Raw genomic sequence first — 17,138 nt, 5'->3', positions numbered from 1 at the left:
GCGCGTCTGCTCCACCGTGTCCAGGGGAAGTTGGTCCGATGCTCTCGGTGTTGCAGTCGGTCACCGTCTGGCAGCGGTCGCAGAGTTCGGCGCAGTACGTCGAGCACCTCGTGGCCGGTCCACCGACCGACGTCCGGACCTCGTTCTTCGATTTTCCTCGTGTGTTCCTCCACCGCTACGACGTGTTCCACGTCCACTGGCCCGAGCGCATCTGGCGCACGGCGTCGCCCGCGCGGTCGCGGCTCAAGGCCGCGTTGTTCCTGCTCGCCCTCGTGGTGATGCGACTGCGTCGGACCGCGATCGTGCGCACGGTCCACAACGTGGCTCCGCACTCGGGGGCGGCGTGGTGGGAACGTCCCGTGCTCCGGCTCGCCGACCGGTGGACCGACGTGGCGATCCTGCTGAACCACGACGTCCCGGAACGGTTCGCGGGCCGGTTCATGGTCACGATCCCCCACCCGCACTACGGACCGGTCGTCGACCGCGTCCGGCCACTGCCGCCGCCCGAGGCCGGACGCCTCCTGTACTTCGGCCACATCCAGCCCTACAAGAACGTCGACCACCTGATCGAGACCTTCGCGGCCGTCGACGATCCGGCCGCGACGCTCTGGATCGTCGGACGACCCGCGGACGACGACACGGCGCAGCGACTGCGTGCCGCCGCCGCCCGCGATCCCCGGGTCCACCTCGAACTCGTCGAGGTCCCCGACGCCGATCTCGTGGCCCACATCGCCCGCGCCGAACTCGTCGTGCTGCCGTACCGCAACCTCTACAACTCCGGCAGTGTGCTGATGGCGCTGTCGGTGGGCCGACCGGTTCTGGTGCCGGACGTCGAGACCATGGCCGAACTGCGGGACGAGGTCGGACCGGAGTGGGTCCGCACGTACGCGGGTGAGCTCCGACCCACCGATCTCGTCGACGCGCGACCCACCTCCACACCGGACCGTGAGACGCTTCCCGCGATGACCCACCGCAACTGGGCTCACGCCCGGGAGCGGACCGAACTGACGTACCGCTGGGCCGTTCTCGTCCGCACCGACCGTTACCCCGAGCCATCCCACCGCGCGCCGCTGCCCGCCGCGTCCACCCCCGCACCGCAGCTCTGAGAGGAACGAAGGTCCATGCTCCATGCCCCCCTCACCGACGACGAGCGGGATGCGGTCGCGCAGCACCACTTCGTGTTCGTCGGTGGCATGCACCGCAGCGGCACCACGATCCTCGCCGAGGCCATCGCGTCGGCCGTCGACGGCGCGGGCCTCGAGGACACGAACGTCATGATGGACGAGGGTCAGTTCCTCCAGGACGTCTTCCCGCTCGGGCGCGACATGGGCGGGGTGACCCGGTGGGCCCTCGACGACCGCGCCTACCTGGACGAACGCGACTACGAGTTCGTGCCCAACGTGACCGCCCGCCTGTGGCGCAGCTGGAGCCCGTACTGGGACACCAGCAACAAGATCCTCGTCGAGAAGACGCCCCTCAACATCACCCGCACCCGCTTCCTGCAGGCCGCGTTCCCGCGCTCGAGCTTCGTGATCATCACCCGCCACCCGGTCACCCAGGCGCTGGCCGCCCGCAAGTGGTCGAAGACCCGTCCCGGCCACTACGGGGTCGGGCTCCCGCTGCTCGTCGAGCAGTGGGTGCGCGCACACGAGGCGTTCGCGATCGACCAGCAGTTCCTGCAACGCACCTACGTGGTGCGCTACGAGGACCTCATGCACGACCCGATGCAGGTCCGCGCCCAGCTCGAGCAGTTCCTCGAGACCGAGATCCCGCCGACCACCTTCGAGAAGGTCGACCCCCTGCGCGCGCTCTCGTACTCCGACGCCTGGATCCGGGCCACCGCCCCGGGCGCCCTCAAGAGCAGCGTCAAGTCCCTGCGCGACCTCACGCCGGCGGACCGCGCCCGCAGCCGCGCCCTGCTGAAGAACGTCGCCGAGACCTCGGTGCTGCGCCACCACCGCGCCTCCATCGCCGCCGAGTTCGGAGGCCGGGTCCGGCGCCTGGGATACGACGTCAACCAGCTCGACGTCGCCGAACCCTGGTTGCAGTGAGCAACGGTCCGGTCAGGTACCTGTTCGTCGGCGGGTTGCAGCGCAGTGGCACCACCGTGCTGGGGCGGGCCCTCGCCGAACACCCCGATGTGACCGGGCTGGTCGGGACCCCGACCCGCGAGGACGAGGGTCAGTTCGTGCAGTCGGTCTACCTCGACGACCACGCCATGGGCTCGCGGCACACCACCCGACTCGATCAGGGGACGCGGTGGGCGTTCCACCCCGAGGCCCACCTGACCGAGGCCGATCTCTCCGGCAGGCCCGAGGCGCGCGCCCGTCTCGAGGCCAGCTGGGCGCCGTACTGGTCGGACCCTGGTGCAACGGTCCGGGTGGAGAAGTCGCCGAGCAACCTGACCCGCACCCGGTTCCTCCAGGCCACGTTCCCCGGTGCCCGGTTCGTCGTCATCACCCGTCACCCGATCGTGCAGGCGCTGGCCATGCGGAAGTGGGCCACCCGTGCGCGTCGTTTCGGTTTCCACTTCGAGCAGTCGGTGCAGCACTGGCTGACGGCCATGGAAACCTTCACCGCCGACCGCCCGCACCTCGAGCACGTGGCGGTGGTGCGCTACGAGGACCTGGTGGCCCAGCCGGGTCCGACGTTCGCCGAGGTGACCACCCTCGCCGGACTCACCCCCGAGCAGGTCCCGCTCCTCGATCGACTCACCGATCAGAACGCTCCGTACTGGCGCTACTGGTCGTGGTGGACGGGAACCGACCGGGAGGTGCCGTTCCAGCGGCTCGACCCGCGGCCGGGTGGCGGCAACCTCATGCCGGGCCTGGCCGAGCGGGGTGTGGCCACGGCGATCGGGGCGCGCACCGCGGCGCGCATCCGGCACCGCTTCGGTGAGCGCGTGGCAGCGTTCGGCTACGACGTCGACGACGTGACCCGCGATCCGCGGGTCGCCCTACCCTGACCTGGTTCCACGGTCCTGCCCGTCACGTCCGAGAGGCGACGCGTGTCGTTCCCACCGCACCCCGGTCCCGCCCGGCTGTTCCACTTCTCGTACCACAAGTGCCTCACCGTGTTCTACAAGGGCGTCATGCGGCGGACGATGCGGGCGACCCGTCCGTTCGGACCCGAGCCCTACGTCCACCTCAACAGCCACGTCGACCGTCTGCCCGACGCCGCGGCGAACCACCGGTTGGTCTCGGTCAACAACCACCACGTGCCGTTGGACGGGTTCGGCGACGTCCGCGCCTCGCGGTTCATCCGCGATCCCCGTGACCTGCTGGTCTCGGGCTACCACTACCACAAGCGTGGAGCCGAGCCCTGGTGCCTCGTCGTCGACCCGTCACCCGTGGACTGGGCCGTCGTGAACGGGACGATCCCGGCCGCGTTGCCGGCCGGCACCTCGTACGCCGACTTCCTCACCGCGGCGTCGGTCGAGGACGGGCTGCTCGCCGAACTCGACTTCCGCCGAGCCCACTTCGACTCGATGATGCAGTGGCCGCAGGACGATCCGCGGGTCCTGCTGCTGCGGTACGAGGACGTGCTCGGTCACGAGCAGGAATCCTTCGACCGGCTCCTCGCGCACTACCGTGTCGGTCCGGTCGAGCGTCGGGTCGGTCACCACTACGCCCGGAAACTGTCGGCGGGCGAACGGACCGGCGGCCGCTCGACCGCGCACATCCGCGACCCGCGCCCACGTCAGTGGGAGTCGCAGCTGACCCCGCGCGTGCTGGACACCCTCGATGAACGGCACCCGGGTCTGCTCGCCCGCTACGGGTACGTCTGACCGCGGGACCTGTCGGCGCCAGCTGTGAGCTCGCAGCGCACGCGAGCGGGCTGGTGCGCCTGACGTGTGTTGTATCGTTCCCGTGCTCCGGGTCGCCACGCCGCAGCCCGTTGCTCGATCCCCTTGGCAGGTGCCCCGACCGTGATCGTGTCTCACCGACACCGCTTCATCTTCTTGAAGACACGGAAGACCGCGGGCACCAGCGTCGAGATCGCGTTGTCGGAGTACCTCGGTCCCGACGATGTGATCACCGCGATCGGTGCCGCCGACGAGGCTCTCCGGCGCGAGCGCGGATGGCCCGGGCCGCAGCACGACCGTTGGCCGCTGCACCTCTACCGCCGCCCGGAGCTCGCCAGGCTCGTCCGCACCCGCCGGCCGGCCCGGGCCTACAACCACATGCCCGCGGCCGAGGTGCGTCGGCTCGTCGGCGAGGAGGTGTGGACGAGCTACCGCAAGGTCACCACGGTGCGCAACCCGTTCGACGCCGTCGTCTCCTTCTACCACTGGCGGATCCGCAAGATCCCGGTCGACCAACGGCCCACGCTCTCGGCGTTCCTCCGGAGCGACCAGTTGGAGCGGCTGACGCGGAACTGGTCGACCTACACCATCGACGACCGGGTCGTCGCCGACCACGTCTGCCGGTACGAGGAACTCGACGCGGCGCTCGCCGCCACCGGGACCGCCCTCGGACTCCCCGGCCGGTTGTCGCTGCCCCACGCCAAGGGTCAGGTCCGACCGGACCGCCGGGCGGCCCGTGAACTGCTCGACGACGCCGACCTCGCCGTGGTCCGCGCCAAGTTCGCCCGGGAACTCGAGACGTTCGGCTACCAGCCGTGAAGCACCGGTGGCCCGCGCCGGAGAGCGGGGAGTCGAGCCCCGCGGTCCCGGTCATCGCCGCCACCGCGAACCCGGCCCCCTCGGACCCGGCGCCACCGGACCTGACACCGGCGGATCTCTCGGCCTCGCAACCCGCGTCCCCGGAGCCCGCACCCGCGGAACCCGCACGCTCGGACGCCGCGGACCGCGACGGGCTCGGAGACCGCGGGCTCGGGCGCCGGGCCTCCCGCGGGGCCGCCACCATGATGGCCGGGCAAGGAGCGCGGCTCGTCGTCCAGACCGGCGGCCTCATCCTGCTGGCTCGCCTGCTCACCCCGACCGACTTCGGGCTCGCCACGATGGTCACGGCGATCATCGGGATCGGGGAGACCCTGCGGGACTTCGGTCTGTCGATCGCCGCGTTGCAGGCGCGGCACATCTCGCGCGAGGAGCGCGACAACCTGTTCTGGGTGAACACCGGTATCGGCGCGTTGCTGACCGTCGTCGTGATCGCCGCGGCTCCGGGGATCGCCGCGCTCTACGGGGACGACCGGCTCCGGGAGGTCACCCTGGTCCTGGCCGTGACCTTCCTGCTCAACGGCATGACCGCCCAGTACCGCGCCGGCCTGCAGCGCGAACTGCGGGTCTTCATGGTCAACGTGTCCGACGTCGCCGGCCTCGCAGCCGGCCTCGTGGCGGGCATCCTCATCGCGGTCGCCGGCGGCGGCTACTGGGCGATCGTGTGGCAGCAGGTCGTCACGTCGGTCGTCACGCTCGTCATCGCGGTGGTCGCGGCCGGTTGGCTGCCCCGCTGGTACCACCGCGACACCTCGATCAAGCCGTACCTGTCCTTCGGGATGAACGTGCTGGCCGCCCAGATCATCGGCTACATCGCGAAGAACGCCGACTCGGTCACCATCGGCATCCGCTTCGGGGCGACCCCGCTCGGCCTGTACAACCGCGCCTTCCGGTTCCTCGCCCTGCCGCTGAACCAGCTCAACGCTCCGTCGACCCGAGTCGCCACACCGGTGCTCACCAGGCTCCGCGACCAACCCAAGCGGTACGCGGACTACCTGCTCACCGGCCAGACCGTCCTGTTGCACTCGGTCCTCGCCGTCGTCGTCTCCATGGCGGCGCTGGCCGAACCCGGCATCCGGCTCATCGTCGGCGCGCAGTGGGTGCAGTCGGTCCCCCTGTTCCAGATCCTCGCGCTCGCCGGTGCTTTCCAGACCTCGGGCTACGTGACGTACTGGGTCTTCCTGTCCAAGGGCCTGGCCAAGACCAGCCTGCGGCAATCCCTGATCAGCCGGCCCGTCGCCGTCGCCACCGTGGTCATCGGCTCGTTCTGGGGCATCGAGGGTGTGGCCTGGGGATACACGGCCGGTGCCCTGTTCAACTGGCCGTTCTCGCTCTGGTGGATCTCCCGGGTCACCGACGCCCCCGTGCGGCGGCTGTGGTGGAACGGCGTGCGCTGCCTGTTCGGCTACGCGGTGGCGGGGGTCGCCGGCTGGGCCGTGTCGGAGCTGCTCCAGGGCCGACCGGACATCCTCCGCATCGCCGCCGGCCTCGTCGCGATCGTGGCCGTCATCGTCCTGCAGGCGCTCGTGTGGCCGTCGTTCCGCCGCGACCTCGGCCTCATCCGGGCGGCGGGCAAGTTGCTGCGCTGAGCCGCCCCCACCGGGGGACCGGGCCACAGCTACCTCGCGGGCCGGAATCCCCTCGTCTCATCAGGGTTCCCCTGCCTGCGAGGCAGGCAAAGGCGGGGTCGCGCTCAGCGGGAGAGCAGACGCTCCACGAGGTCGACGACCGTGGCCGCCTGGGTGGCGGCGTCGCCGGTCTCCGGCCGCAGCAACAACTCCGGTGAGAGCGGCGCCTCGTAGGGGTCGCTGATGCCGGTGAAGTTGGCGATCTCGCCGGCGCGGGCCTTGGCGTAGAGACCCTTGGGGTCACGCGCCTCGGCGATCTCGATCGGGGTGTCCACGAAGATCTCGGCGAACGGCACGTCGCCGGTCTCGTGGCTCTGCCGGACACCGTCGCGGTCGGCGCGGTAGGGGCTGACCAGCGAGACGAGGGCGATGACCCCGGCGTCGGCGAACAGCTTGGCGACCTCGCCCAACCGGCGCACGTTCTCGGCGCGGTCCTCGGCCGAGAACCCGAGGTCGGCCGACAGCCCGTGCCGGACGTTGTCGCCGTCGAGCAGGTAGGCCGGGCGGCCCGAGGCGACGAGGCGGCGCTCGACCTCGGTGGCGACGGTGGACTTGCCGGACCCGGACAGGCCGGTGAACCACAGCGTCATCCCGCGGGTGGCGCGGTCGGCCCGGCCGACGGCCGAGTTGTGCCACACGACGTTGCTGTCCTGCGCGGTCGGGCCGGTGATCATGCCGCCCGCGACGGTGTTGTTCGTGGCTTCGTCGACGAGGATGAAGCTGCCGGTGTCACGGTTGCGGCGGTAGGGATCGAACAGCAGCGGGGCCTGCGTCCGCAGCTTGACCCGGCCGATCTCGTTCATCGACAAGCTCGTGGCGCCTTCGTCGCGGTGCAACGTGTCGATGTCGAGGCGGTAGTCGAGGTCGACGATCGAGGCGCGGGTCGAGCGGGTGGTGTGCTGGATCGTGTACCGCTGACCCGCCTCCAACGGCTTGTCACCGGTGAACCAGCAGATCATCGCGTCGATGTCCTGCGCGACGTGCGGGCGGTTCGCAGGGCGGCAGATCATGTCGCCCCGCGCGATGTCGATGTCGTGCTCGAGTTCGATGGTGACCGCCTCGTTGGCGTACGCCTCCTCGAGCTTGCCGCCGCCCGGCGCCCAGACGGCCTTCACGGTCGAGTTGAACCCCGAGGGCAGCACGGTGACCTCGTCGCCGGGCTTGAACACGCCGCCGGCGATCGTGCCCGCGTAGCCGCGGAAGTCGTGCAGTGAGGAGTCGCGCGCCTGGTGCGGACGGATGACGTACTGGACCGGCAGCCGGTTGTCGATGAGGTTGCGGTCGGAGGAGACGTAGAGGTCCTCGAGGTGCGCCAGCAGGTTGACGCCGTCGTACCAGGGCATGCTCTCGCTGCGGTTCACGACGTTGTCGCCGCCGAGCGCCGACACCGGGATGAACGACAGGTCGCCGACCTCGAGCTTCATCGCGAACTGCTCGAACTCGGCGCGGATCTCCTCGAACCGCTCCTGGCTGTAGTCGACGAGGTCCATCTTGTTGACGCACAGCACGAGGTGCGGGATGCCGAGCAGGCTCGCGAGGAACGCGTGGCGCCGCGACTGTTGCAGGATGCCGTTGCGGGCGTCGACGAGGATCAGCGCGACGTCGGCGGTCGAGGCCCCGGTGACCATGTTGCGCGTGTACTGGATGTGGCCCGGGGTGTCGGCGATGATGAACTTGCGCTTGGGCGTGGCGAAGTAGCGGTAGGCGACGTCGATGGTGATGCCCTGCTCCCGCTCGGCGCGCAGGCCGTCGGTGAGCAGAGCGAGGTCGGGGGTGTCGCTCCCGCGCGCGGTGCTGGTCTTCTCCAGCGCGGCGAACTGGTCCTCGAAGATGGCCTTGCTGTCGTAGAGCAGCCGCCCGATGAGCGTGGACTTGCCGTCGTCGACCGAACCGGCCGTGGCGATACGCAGAAGCTGGGACACGGTTAGAAATACCCTTCCTTCTTGCGGTCTTCCATGCCGGCTTCACTGATGCGGTCGTCGGCGCGCGTGGCACCTCGCTCGGTGAGCCGCGCCGCGGCGACCTCGGCCACGACGTCGTGGGCGTCGGCGGCCTCGGACTCGACGCAGCCGGTGCAGGTGGCGTCGCCGATGGTGCGGAAGCGGACCGTGGCCTCGAAGGGCTTCTCGTCCCCGCGCGGCTGGATGAACCGGTTGACCGCGAGCAACATGCCGTCGCGTTCGACCACCTCACGGCGGTGCGAGTAGTAGAGGTTCGGCAGCTCGATGCCCTCGTCCCGGATGTAGGACCAGATGTCGAGCTCGGTCCAGTTGGAGAGCGGGAACACGCGGATGTTCTCGCCCTTCTTGTGGCGCCCGTTGTAGAGGTTCCAGAGCTCGGGGCGCTGGTTGCGGGGATCCCACTGGCCGAACTCGTCGCGGAAGCTGAACACCCGCTCCTTGGCGCGGGCCTTCTCCTCGTCGCGCCGGGCCCCACCGAACACCGCGCCGAACTTGTTCTCAGCGATCCCCCGCAGCAGTGACACGGTCTGCAGCCGGTTGCGGGTGGCGTTGGGGCCGGTGTCCTCGACGACCCGGCCGGCGTCGATGTCGTCCTGGACGCTGCTCACGACCAGGCGCACCCCGAGCCGTTCGACCGTGCGGTCGCGGTAGGCGATGACCTCGTCGAAGTTCTCGCCGGTGTCGATGTGCATGACCGGGAAGGGGACCGGCGCGGGCCAGAACGCCTTGGCGGCGATGTGCAGCATCACCACGGAGTCCTTGCCGCCGGAGAACAGCATCGCGGGGTTCTCGATCGTGGCCACGACCTCGCGGATGATGTGCACCGCCTCGGCCTCGAGCCTGGCCAGGTCGGACATCTCGTACGTGGCGATCACGGTGGTGGACTCCAGAGGAGAGCGGCTGGGGGTGCCCGGGCAACCGCGCCACGGTACCGGGGCCGGGTTACACGGACACAGCCCGCGGTCGACCAGCTCGTGCGCCTCCGACGAAGGATCGGCGCCGGACGTCGAGATGGTCATGTCGAAGGCCTGAAGCATGTCCGATCAGGCACTGCGCGGCGCCTGCACCTCCCGTATCCTTCGACGGCTGCCACGATGCACGACCGCATCGCACCGCCCCAGCCCGAGGAGACGTCCCGTGTCGGGAAACGTCGGATCGACCAGCGCGGCCGGCGTGCGACCCGACCCAGAGGACCGGAGCGCACCCGCGGTGGTGAGCAACGTCCTGCTGCCGGAGGTCTCGAGCGCGGCCGAGGTGCTGCACCCGGATGTGCTCGGAGGCGGCGTCCGTGACAGCGCGGTGTGGAAGACCCCGCCCGGCGCGTCGCGCACGCACCGGTGGTCGCGGCAGTACGGCCTCGCGCTGCTGGTGACCGACCTCGGCGCCGTCCTGGTCGCGGTGTCGCTGGGCTACTTCCTGCGCTTCGGCACCGACCGGGGCACCGGGAACCAGGTGACCTACTTCGTCGTCGGGTCCGTGGTCGTCGTGACCTGGCTGATCGCGTTGTCGGGCGTCGCCGCCTACGAGATCCGGCACATGACGTCGGGCTCCGAGGAGTTCAAGCGGGTCATCCGCGGGACGTTGTGGGCCTTCGGCGGCGTGGGGGTGGGCTGCTACCTCCTGGGCATCGACATCTCGCGGGGCTTCATCGCGGTCGTCTTCCCGCTCGGCCTGTTCCTGCTCATCCTCATGCGCTTCATCCTGCGTCGGCTCGTCGGCTCGATGCGCCGCGAGGGCATGTGGGTGTACCGACTCGTCGCGGTCGGCAACCTCGACGCCGTCACCCACCTGGTGAACGCGACGACCAAGTCCAAGGGGGCCGGCCTGCGCGTGGTCGGGGCATGCGTCCCCGGCGCCGAGCCCGGTACCGAGATCGCGCCCGGCGTCCCGGTGCTCGGCGGACTGCGCCACGCGGCCCACGCCGCGGAGCGGATCGACGCCGACGTCGTGGCGGTCGCCGGGACCGAGCTGGGTTCCCGTGGCGTGCGCGAACTCGGGTGGGAGCTCGAGGGCACCGGCCGCGGCCTCATCATGGCGCCCGGACTCACCGAGGTCGCCGGGCCCCGCGTGCACGTCAGCCCGGTCGAGGGCCTGCCGCTCATGTGGGTGGAGCAGCCCCAGTTCACCGGGGTGTCCCGCGTGGTGAAGCGCCTCGTGGACGTCTTCGGTTCCCTGGCGATCATGGCCGCGGCCAGCCCGGTGCTGCTGCTCACGGCGATCGCGGTGAAGGTGACCTCCCCCGGGCCGGTGCTGTTCAAGCAGTCCCGCCTGGGCACCGGGGGCACCGAGTTCCTGGTCTGGAAGTTCCGCAGCATGTACGTCGACGCCGAGAAGCGGCGTGACGAGTTGTGGGACCGCAACGAACAGGACGGCGACGGCGTGCTGTTCAAGATCGCCGACGACCCGCGGGTGACCAAGGTCGGCGGCCTCATCCGGCGGCTGTCCATCGACGAGTTGCCGCAACTGGTCAACGTCCTGCGCGGCGACATGTCGCTCGTCGGGCCCCGGCCGCTGGCCACGGTCGACTCGACGTACTCCGGTCACGCCCGTCGGCGGCTGCTGGTCCGCCCCGGCATGACCGGCCTCTGGCAGGTGAGCGGCCGCTCCGACACCACCTGGGAGGACGCGGTGCGCATGGACCTCTACTACGTGGAGAACTGGTCGCTCGCGTTCGACGTGACCATCATCCTGCGCACCATGTGGACCGTCCTGCGGCGCAGCGGCGCGTACTGACCCTCTGCTGTTCCCTACCGAACCGCCCGGCAATACCACCGGGCCGGAGTCGTTACCAGTTGTTCACAACAATGATTGGACCTGGGCCCTCAGGTCTGTATAAGCTTCCGCACGTTGCTGAGGCAACGCCAAGACCCACTCCGGAAGGAACCACCCCATGAAGCTCACCCGACTGGTCGCTGCGGCCGGCCTGCTGGTTGCCGCGGGCATCGGCGGCGTCGTCGTCGCCACGCCGGCCTCGGCCTACCCCGACGGTGTCGTCGGCACGGCCACCATCAACTCGACCGTGTTCGCCCCGGGCGACACCGCGGTCGTCACCGTCGAGAACACCACGCCCGGTGGCCTGACGATGCAGATCTTCTCGGCCCCCGTCACGATCGGCACCGGCACCACCGGCGCCGACGGCAAGGGGTCCGTGTCGGGCGCGATCCCGGCCGGCTACAAGGGCGTCCACACCATCCAGGTGACCGGCGCCGGCGGCGAGATCTACCCCTTCACCGTCACCATCACCTCCAAGACCGGCCCCGGCAAGCCCAGCAACACGGACGACAACGGGCCTGGTGGACTGGCCAACACCGGTGCGGCCGTGACCGGCATCGGCATCCTCGGCGGCATCCTCGTCGCCGGCGGTGTGTTCTTCGTGGTCGCCGGCCGTCGCCGCACCACGGCGAACCAGACCCCTTCGGTCTGAGTCGGTTCGCCTCAGCAACGTCTCGAGAGCGGCGTCCCCTGCGGGGGGCGCCGCTCTCGGCGTTTCCGGGCCAGGTCCGGATGGTTCAGCCGCTGAGCGACACCGGGATCGCTGAGCGAGGTGTCGTACAGTTCACCCGCCTCGATCCCGCCGTGGCCCACCTGCCCCGGCCGCCCCGACGACGGAGACGATGACCGAACCGCCCCGCCCGACCGGTCCCCTCGAGCCGGAGCGACCCGACCCGCCGGATGAGCCCGGGCGGAGCGATCCGGCGAAGTCCGGCTTCGACGGCGCCTTCGAGGGCGAGGCGTGGGACACGCGGCCTCGGCGGCGGCGTTCGTCGTCGTCGTCCTCGTCGTCGTCGAAGTCCTCGGCCGCGAGCGGCCGTTCGAGCCGCCGGCGGTCCTCTTCGTCCGAGTCCGCGTCGCGGCCGTCGACCCGGTCGTCCGGTTCCCCGAAGGCCAAGCGTCGGGGCAGTCGGCGCGCCCGCCACGTGCGGGCCGTCCTGCGTCACGTCGTGCTCGGGGTGCTCGGGTTGGGCCTGGCGTGGATCGTCGTCACCGGCGTGCTCGCCGCCTACCAGCTCCAGCAGGCCCGCTCGGACCTCAGTGCGTTGCGGAGCCAGATCACGGCCGGCGGGACCGACATCGGAGCCCGCGCCGACTCCCTCGCCGAGCACGCCCACCACGCCGCCGTGCTGACCCGCGGCCCGGCCTGGGCGACGCTCGCGGCCATCCCCTACGTGGGCGACCCGGCCGACGCCGTCCGCGGGATCACCACCCAGACCTCGACGCTGGTCGACGACGCCGTCCCCGGCCTCATCGCCGCGGCGGACGACGTCAACCCCCGGACCGTCTACCAGAAGGGCGCGGTCGACCTCACGGCCCTCCAGCGGGCTTCCGGCCCGGTGCACCGGGCCGCCCTCGCCGCCGACGCCGCCAACCAGTCTGTCGCGGCGCTGCCCCGCTCGACCTGGTTGCCGGCGGTCGACACCGCGACCGACCGACTCGCCGGGCAACTGTCGAGCCTGGGCAGCACCCTGCGGACCACCGACCAGGCCCTGCGGGTGCTCCCGACCATGCTCGGCGACGACGGCCGCACCCGGAAGTACTTCATCGCCTTCCAGAACAACGCCGAGCTCCGCGGCACCGGCGGGCTGCCCGGCGCGTTCGCCATCGCCACCGCGACCAACGGCAAGGTCGCCATCGAGTCGTTCAACTCCGACAGCCTGCTCGCCGGGAAGATCCCGAGCGGCGTCGACTTCGGCAAGGCCTACAACCTGCAGTACGCCAACCCGACCGTGGCCCGCACCACCGACACCCCGTACAACACCTACGTCGACAGCAACGTCAGCCCGAACTTCCCCTACGCCGCCCAGATCTGGCTGGCGATGTGGAAGAACACCCACGGCGAGCAACTCGACGGCGCGCTGACCGTCGATCCGAGCGCGTTGTCCTACCTGCTGGCGGCCACCGGGCCCACCACCGCACCCGACGGCGTCCAGGTCACCTCGAAGAACGTCGTCGCGCTGCTGCAGAAGGACGTGTACGCCCAGTTCCCCGCCCGCGGCGAGAACTCGGCCCGTAAGCAGTACATCCTCGACGTCGCGTCAGCGGTCGAGAAGAAGGTCCTCAGTGGGGCCCGCAACGGCCGCGCCCTGCTCGACGGCCTCGCCCGTGGTGTCAGCGAACGCCGCATCGTGGCGTGGAGCACCGACCCGGGCGTCCAGTCGGTGCTGGCATCCGCACCGATCGGCGGCACGATCTCCGCCACCGACCAGCCCTACGGCATGCTCGTGCTCAACAACGGCGCCGCGGGCAAGCTGGACTACTACCTCGGCCGTTCGGTCGACGTCACCCGGAGCGGGTGCGGTGACACCCGCGACGTCACCGTGACGATCAAGCTCACCAACAACGCACCGACCAGCGGTCTGCCGCCGTACGTGACCGACCGGATCGGGGCGATCAACCAGCCGACGGACCTCGTCGTGGGGCAGAACCGCACGGTCGTGAACTGGGTCGCCACCAAGGGGGCGTTGCTCACCGGCGCCACGCTCGACGGCAGGACCTCCGGCGCGGGCCTGTTCGACGAGGAGGGTCACCCCTCGTTCCAGATGATCCTGGAGATCAAGCCCGGCCAGACCCGCACCTGGGTGCTGACGTTGCAGGAACCCGCCGGCGACCAGCCGATGACCGTCGTCAGGCAGCCCGGGGTCCTGCCGCTGCAGGTCGACGTCGACGCCCGCGTCTGCGCCGGCTGAGCGCGCCCGACGCGGGCGGGGGACGGCCTCCCGGCTACGGGCGACCGAGCGCGGAGTACGACCAGTCCTGGCCGCGCCACTCGATCGGGTCGAGCACGTTGCGGCCGTCGACGATGTTGCGGTGCCGGACCAGCTCGCCGATCGCGGACGGGTCCATCTCGCGGAACTCCTGCCACTCGGTGAGCAGCATGACCAGGTCGGCGTCGGTGACCGCTTCGGCCAGCGTGTCGGCGTAGCCGAGTTCGGGGAACTTGGCGCGGGCGTTGTCCATCGCCTTGGGGTCGTACAGCGTGACGTTGCCCGAGAGGCGCTGGACGAGGTTCGCGACGTCGAGCGCCGGCGAGTCCCGGATGTCGTCGGAGTCGGGCTTGAACGCCGCCCCGAGCACCGCGACCTTGGCGCCGCGGAAGGTGCCGTGCAGCAGGTCCATGCCGATCTCGACGGTGCGGACACGGCGACGCTGGTTGATGGCGTCGATGTCGTGCAGGAACGACACCGCCTGGTCGACGCCGAGTTCGCCCATGCGGGCCATGAACGCCCGGATGTCCTTCGGGAGGCAACCGCCACCGAACCCGAGCCCGGCGTTGAGGAACTTGCGCCCGATGCGGGCGTCGTAGCCGATGGCGTCGGCGAGGCGGGTGACGTCGGCGCCGGTGACCTCACACACCTCGGCCATGGCGTTGATGAACGAGATCTTCGTGGCGAGGAACGAGTTCGCCGCCACCTTCACCATCTCGGCGGTCGGGTAGTCGCAGACCACGAGGGGCGTCCCGGTGGCGAGCACCGGTGCGTACGCGGCCCGCATCTGGGCCTCGGCCCACGCGCTGCGGACGCCGAAGACCAGGCGGTCCGGGCGCAGGGTGTCCTCGACCGCGAAGCCCTCCCGCAGGAACTCGGGGTTCCAGGCGAGCTCGACCTCGGCGCCGGCCGGGGCGGTCTCGACCAGCATGGCGGCGAGGCGGGCCGCGGTGCCGACCGGCACGGTCGACTTGCCGACGACCAGGCAGCGCCGGTCGAGGTGCTTGGCCAACTCGGTGAACGCCGAGTCGACGTAGGTGAGGTCGGCGGCGAGCTCGCCCGCCTTCTGAGGCGTGCCGACACAGATGTAGTGGACGTCGGCGAAGGCCGCGGCCTCGGCGATGTCGGTGCTCCAGCGCAGCCGGCCGGTCTCCTGGGCCGTCGCGAGCAGCTCGGGCAGCCCGGGCTCGTAGAACGGCACCTCGCCGCGACGCAGCATCTCGATCTTGTGCTCGTCGACGTCGACGCCGATGACCTCGAACCCGAGCTCCACCATCGACACGGCATGGGTGGCCCCGAGGTAACCGGTCCCGATGACGCTGACGCGGGGGTGTTCGACGACGGCGGGGCTGTTCTGGTCACTCACCCCGGCAGGGTATCGGCCGATGTGCGCCGGGAACATGACCGGCTCAGGTCGGACGACGACGTCACGCACCGCCGTCGTCACCGGACACGTGCCCGTCGAAATTCTCGGCCGCGGAGAGTCACTTCCTGTCATCTGTTCCGTTGGGCAGGGTGTACGGGCGCACTCCGGACGCCCGTCCCCCCTTCGACGGAGGTCGCTGTGGCTGGACACCCCGGGCCTGCTGGTCAGGCTCTGCCCGCCGGACACGACGGTCACGACGCCGCCCGCGCGCTCGGACTCGTCCTGCTGCTGGGCGACCGCCTGCGCACGGTGCTCGCGGCGCGCAGCGGCCTGACGGCCGTCGAGTCCACCGCGCTCTCGCACCTGGCGATGTCCGGGCCGCTCACCCAGCGCCACCTCGGCGACCGGGTCGGGCTCTCCACCGGGGCCGTCACCGGACTGGTCGACCGGCTCGAGCGCCACGGGGTGTGCCGCCGCGAGCCGCACCCCACCGACCGCCGCTCGAGCTACGTGACCCTCACCCCGCAGGGGCGGACGGTGCTGGCCGACGCCACCGGCGAACTGCTGGCCACGGCCGAGACCGTGCCGGGTCCGCGGCGCCACGCTCTCGCGATGGACCTGCAGACGATCGCCGCCGCGATGAACGAGAGGATCACCGGACGCCCGCGCCCGGCCTCGGCGCCCCCGCAGAACGGGACGTCGCCGCGGCCTTCCCACTCCTCGACCCCGCCGCAGCGCCCGCAGCCCTCGCCCGTCTCGCAGCAGGTCCGGGTCTCACAGCAGGTGGCGGCGTCGTAGGTCGCGTACCGCCACCGCCCCCGGCAGGATCGGCAACCAGAACGTCAGCAACCGGTAGAGCAGCACGCCGGTGACCGCCGGCCCCGAGGCCACCCCGAACAGCGTCAGCCCACTGACCAGCGCCGCCTCGATCGCGCCCAGGCCGCCGGGTGTGGGGGCGACGGCCGACACCGCAGCACCGGCCAGGTAGACGAACGCGACGGTGACGACGCCGACCCGGCCGTCGAACGCCAGGATCGAGAACCCCAGGCACGCGATCTCGGCCACGGTGATGAGCGCGGAGCCGCCGAGCAGGAGCGCCGCCTGCCGGGGGGAGCGCAGCGCCGCGGCGAACCCGGCCCGCCCCTCCCGCAGCGAGTTCACCAACCGGTGGACCAGCCCACCCCAGCCGTCGACGTGGCGCCGGCGGTACCAGTACCCGGCCGCGGCGAGGCCCGCGACCGCGAGCACCAGGGCCACGACGACGATCACGGCGAAGTGGTCCGGCAGCTTCAGCTGCGGGTGCGGGAAACGGCCGACCAGCGCGCCGGCCGCGGCGAGCAGCGCCAGGTGCACCACGACGCCGGCGATGGCGTCGAGACCGAGGGCGGCGGTCGTCTCCCCCACCGTGGCCCCGCTCGCCCGCAGGTAGGCGCCGGTGACGCCGAGGCTGCCGAGGTTCGCCGGGGCGATCCGGCCGAGACACGCGGCGGCCAGGCACGCCTCCGAGGTGCGGCCGAGCGGCAGGCGGTGCGTGGTCGCGCCGGCGAGCGACCACGCCGCGCCGGGGAAGGTCAGGGCCGCGCACACGATCGCCGGTGGCAGGTACCACCAGTGGGCGTCGTCGAGGCTGTTGAGCGTGCGCCGCAGTTCGTCGACCTGCGGCAGCAGCACGTGGACGGCCACGCCCAGCACGACCAGCACCAGCACCGGCCGCCACCAGTGCCGGGACCGGGTCGGGCTCGTGGTGCCGCCGCCCGTACCCGGGTGGGCGTCCTCGGCGCTCACCGCGGGCGGCGTCAC

The 17,138-nt window shown here is 71.1% G+C and carries 14 protein-coding genes; 10 read left to right on the top strand and 4 right to left on the bottom strand.

What is annotated here, in order from left to right:
• Window positions 1-38: 38 nt before the first annotated feature.
• The 6 genes from ACXR2U_RS08635 to ACXR2U_RS08610 all read left to right on the top strand — a co-directional run bounded on the left by ACXR2U_RS08635 (window position 39) and on the right by ACXR2U_RS08610 (window position 6,270).
• Window positions 39-1,106, top strand: a complete 1,068-nt coding sequence (locus ACXR2U_RS08635) for a glycosyltransferase (RefSeq protein WP_458824566.1) — start codon at window positions 39-41, stop codon at window positions 1,104-1,106.
• 15 nt (window positions 1,107-1,121) lie between these two features.
• Window positions 1,122-2,051: a sulfotransferase family protein gene (locus tag ACXR2U_RS08630; RefSeq protein WP_458824565.1), complete on the top strand. Its 930-nt coding sequence runs from the start codon at window positions 1,122-1,124 to the stop codon at window positions 2,049-2,051.
• Window positions 2,048-2,965 (top strand): sulfotransferase family protein, encoded by a 918-nt coding sequence (locus ACXR2U_RS08625; protein WP_458824564.1) that lies wholly within the window; start codon window positions 2,048-2,050, stop codon window positions 2,963-2,965. Before ACXR2U_RS08630 ends, ACXR2U_RS08625 begins: the two co-directional genes overlap by 4 nt.
• A gap of 42 nt (window positions 2,966-3,007) precedes the next feature.
• Window positions 3,008-3,787 (top strand): hypothetical protein, encoded by a 780-nt coding sequence (locus ACXR2U_RS08620; protein ID WP_458824563.1) that lies wholly within the window; start codon window positions 3,008-3,010, stop codon window positions 3,785-3,787.
• A gap of 66 nt (window positions 3,788-3,853) precedes the next feature.
• On the top strand, window positions 3,854-4,624 hold the full coding sequence (locus tag ACXR2U_RS08615; protein ID WP_458824562.1) for a sulfotransferase family 2 domain-containing protein: 771 nt from the start codon (window positions 3,854-3,856) through the stop codon (window positions 4,622-4,624).
• A 101-nt stretch (window positions 4,625-4,725) separates the two neighbouring features.
• On the top strand, window positions 4,726-6,270 hold the full coding sequence (locus tag ACXR2U_RS08610) for a lipopolysaccharide biosynthesis protein (protein ID WP_458824615.1): 1,545 nt from the start codon (window positions 4,726-4,728) through the stop codon (window positions 6,268-6,270).
• A 104-nt stretch (window positions 6,271-6,374) separates the two neighbouring features.
• Here ACXR2U_RS08610 and cysC read toward each other — a convergent pair whose 3' ends face one another.
• Window positions 6,375-8,231, bottom strand: a complete 1,857-nt coding sequence (gene cysC / locus ACXR2U_RS08605) for an adenylyl-sulfate kinase (RefSeq protein ID WP_458824561.1) — start codon at window positions 8,229-8,231, stop codon at window positions 6,375-6,377.
• Between the two features lie 2 nt (window positions 8,232-8,233).
• Window positions 8,234-9,127, bottom strand: a complete 894-nt coding sequence (gene cysD / locus ACXR2U_RS08600) for a sulfate adenylyltransferase subunit CysD (RefSeq protein WP_458824614.1) — start codon at window positions 9,125-9,127, stop codon at window positions 8,234-8,236.
• Window positions 9,128-9,407: 280 nt separating this feature from the next.
• Here cysD and ACXR2U_RS08595 point away from each other — a divergent pair, with 280 nt between their 5' ends.
• From ACXR2U_RS08595 to ACXR2U_RS08585, 3 genes are all read left to right on the top strand, one after another.
• Window positions 9,408-11,003 (top strand): sugar transferase, encoded by a 1,596-nt coding sequence (locus tag ACXR2U_RS08595; protein WP_458824560.1) that lies wholly within the window; start codon window positions 9,408-9,410, stop codon window positions 11,001-11,003.
• Window positions 11,004-11,160: 157 nt separating this feature from the next.
• Complete coding sequence (locus ACXR2U_RS08590; RefSeq protein WP_458824559.1) at window positions 11,161-11,694, top strand: hypothetical protein; 534 nt, start codon at window positions 11,161-11,163, stop codon at window positions 11,692-11,694.
• 190 nt (window positions 11,695-11,884) lie between these two features.
• Complete coding sequence (locus ACXR2U_RS08585; RefSeq protein ID WP_458824558.1) at window positions 11,885-13,954, top strand: DUF4012 domain-containing protein; 2,070 nt, start codon at window positions 11,885-11,887, stop codon at window positions 13,952-13,954.
• A 34-nt stretch (window positions 13,955-13,988) separates the two neighbouring features.
• On the opposite strand, the gene ACXR2U_RS08580 is transcribed toward ACXR2U_RS08585, so the two are convergent.
• A complete protein-coding gene (locus ACXR2U_RS08580; protein WP_458824557.1) occupies window positions 13,989-15,338 on the bottom strand; it encodes a UDP-glucose dehydrogenase family protein in 1,350 nt (449 codons plus the stop codon).
• A gap of 198 nt (window positions 15,339-15,536) precedes the next feature.
• Between ACXR2U_RS08580 and ACXR2U_RS08575 the strand changes: the two genes are divergently transcribed.
• Complete coding sequence (locus ACXR2U_RS08575; RefSeq protein ID WP_458824556.1) at window positions 15,537-16,136, top strand: MarR family winged helix-turn-helix transcriptional regulator; 600 nt, start codon at window positions 15,537-15,539, stop codon at window positions 16,134-16,136.
• Here ACXR2U_RS08575 and ACXR2U_RS08570 read toward each other — a convergent pair.
• The gene (locus ACXR2U_RS08570; protein ID WP_458824555.1) at window positions 16,113-17,123 is read right to left on the bottom strand and encodes a lysylphosphatidylglycerol synthase transmembrane domain-containing protein; all 1,011 of its coding nucleotides are present in this window, start codon (window positions 17,121-17,123) and stop codon (window positions 16,113-16,115) included. The genes ACXR2U_RS08575 and ACXR2U_RS08570 overlap by 24 nt on opposite strands.
• Window positions 17,124-17,138: the final 15 nt, after the last annotated feature.

It is taken from the genome of Jatrophihabitans sp. YIM 134969 (assembly GCF_054456675.1).
The sequence above is the reverse complement of the archived record's forward strand: the minus strand, read 5'-3'. Positions and strand labels throughout refer to the sequence as shown.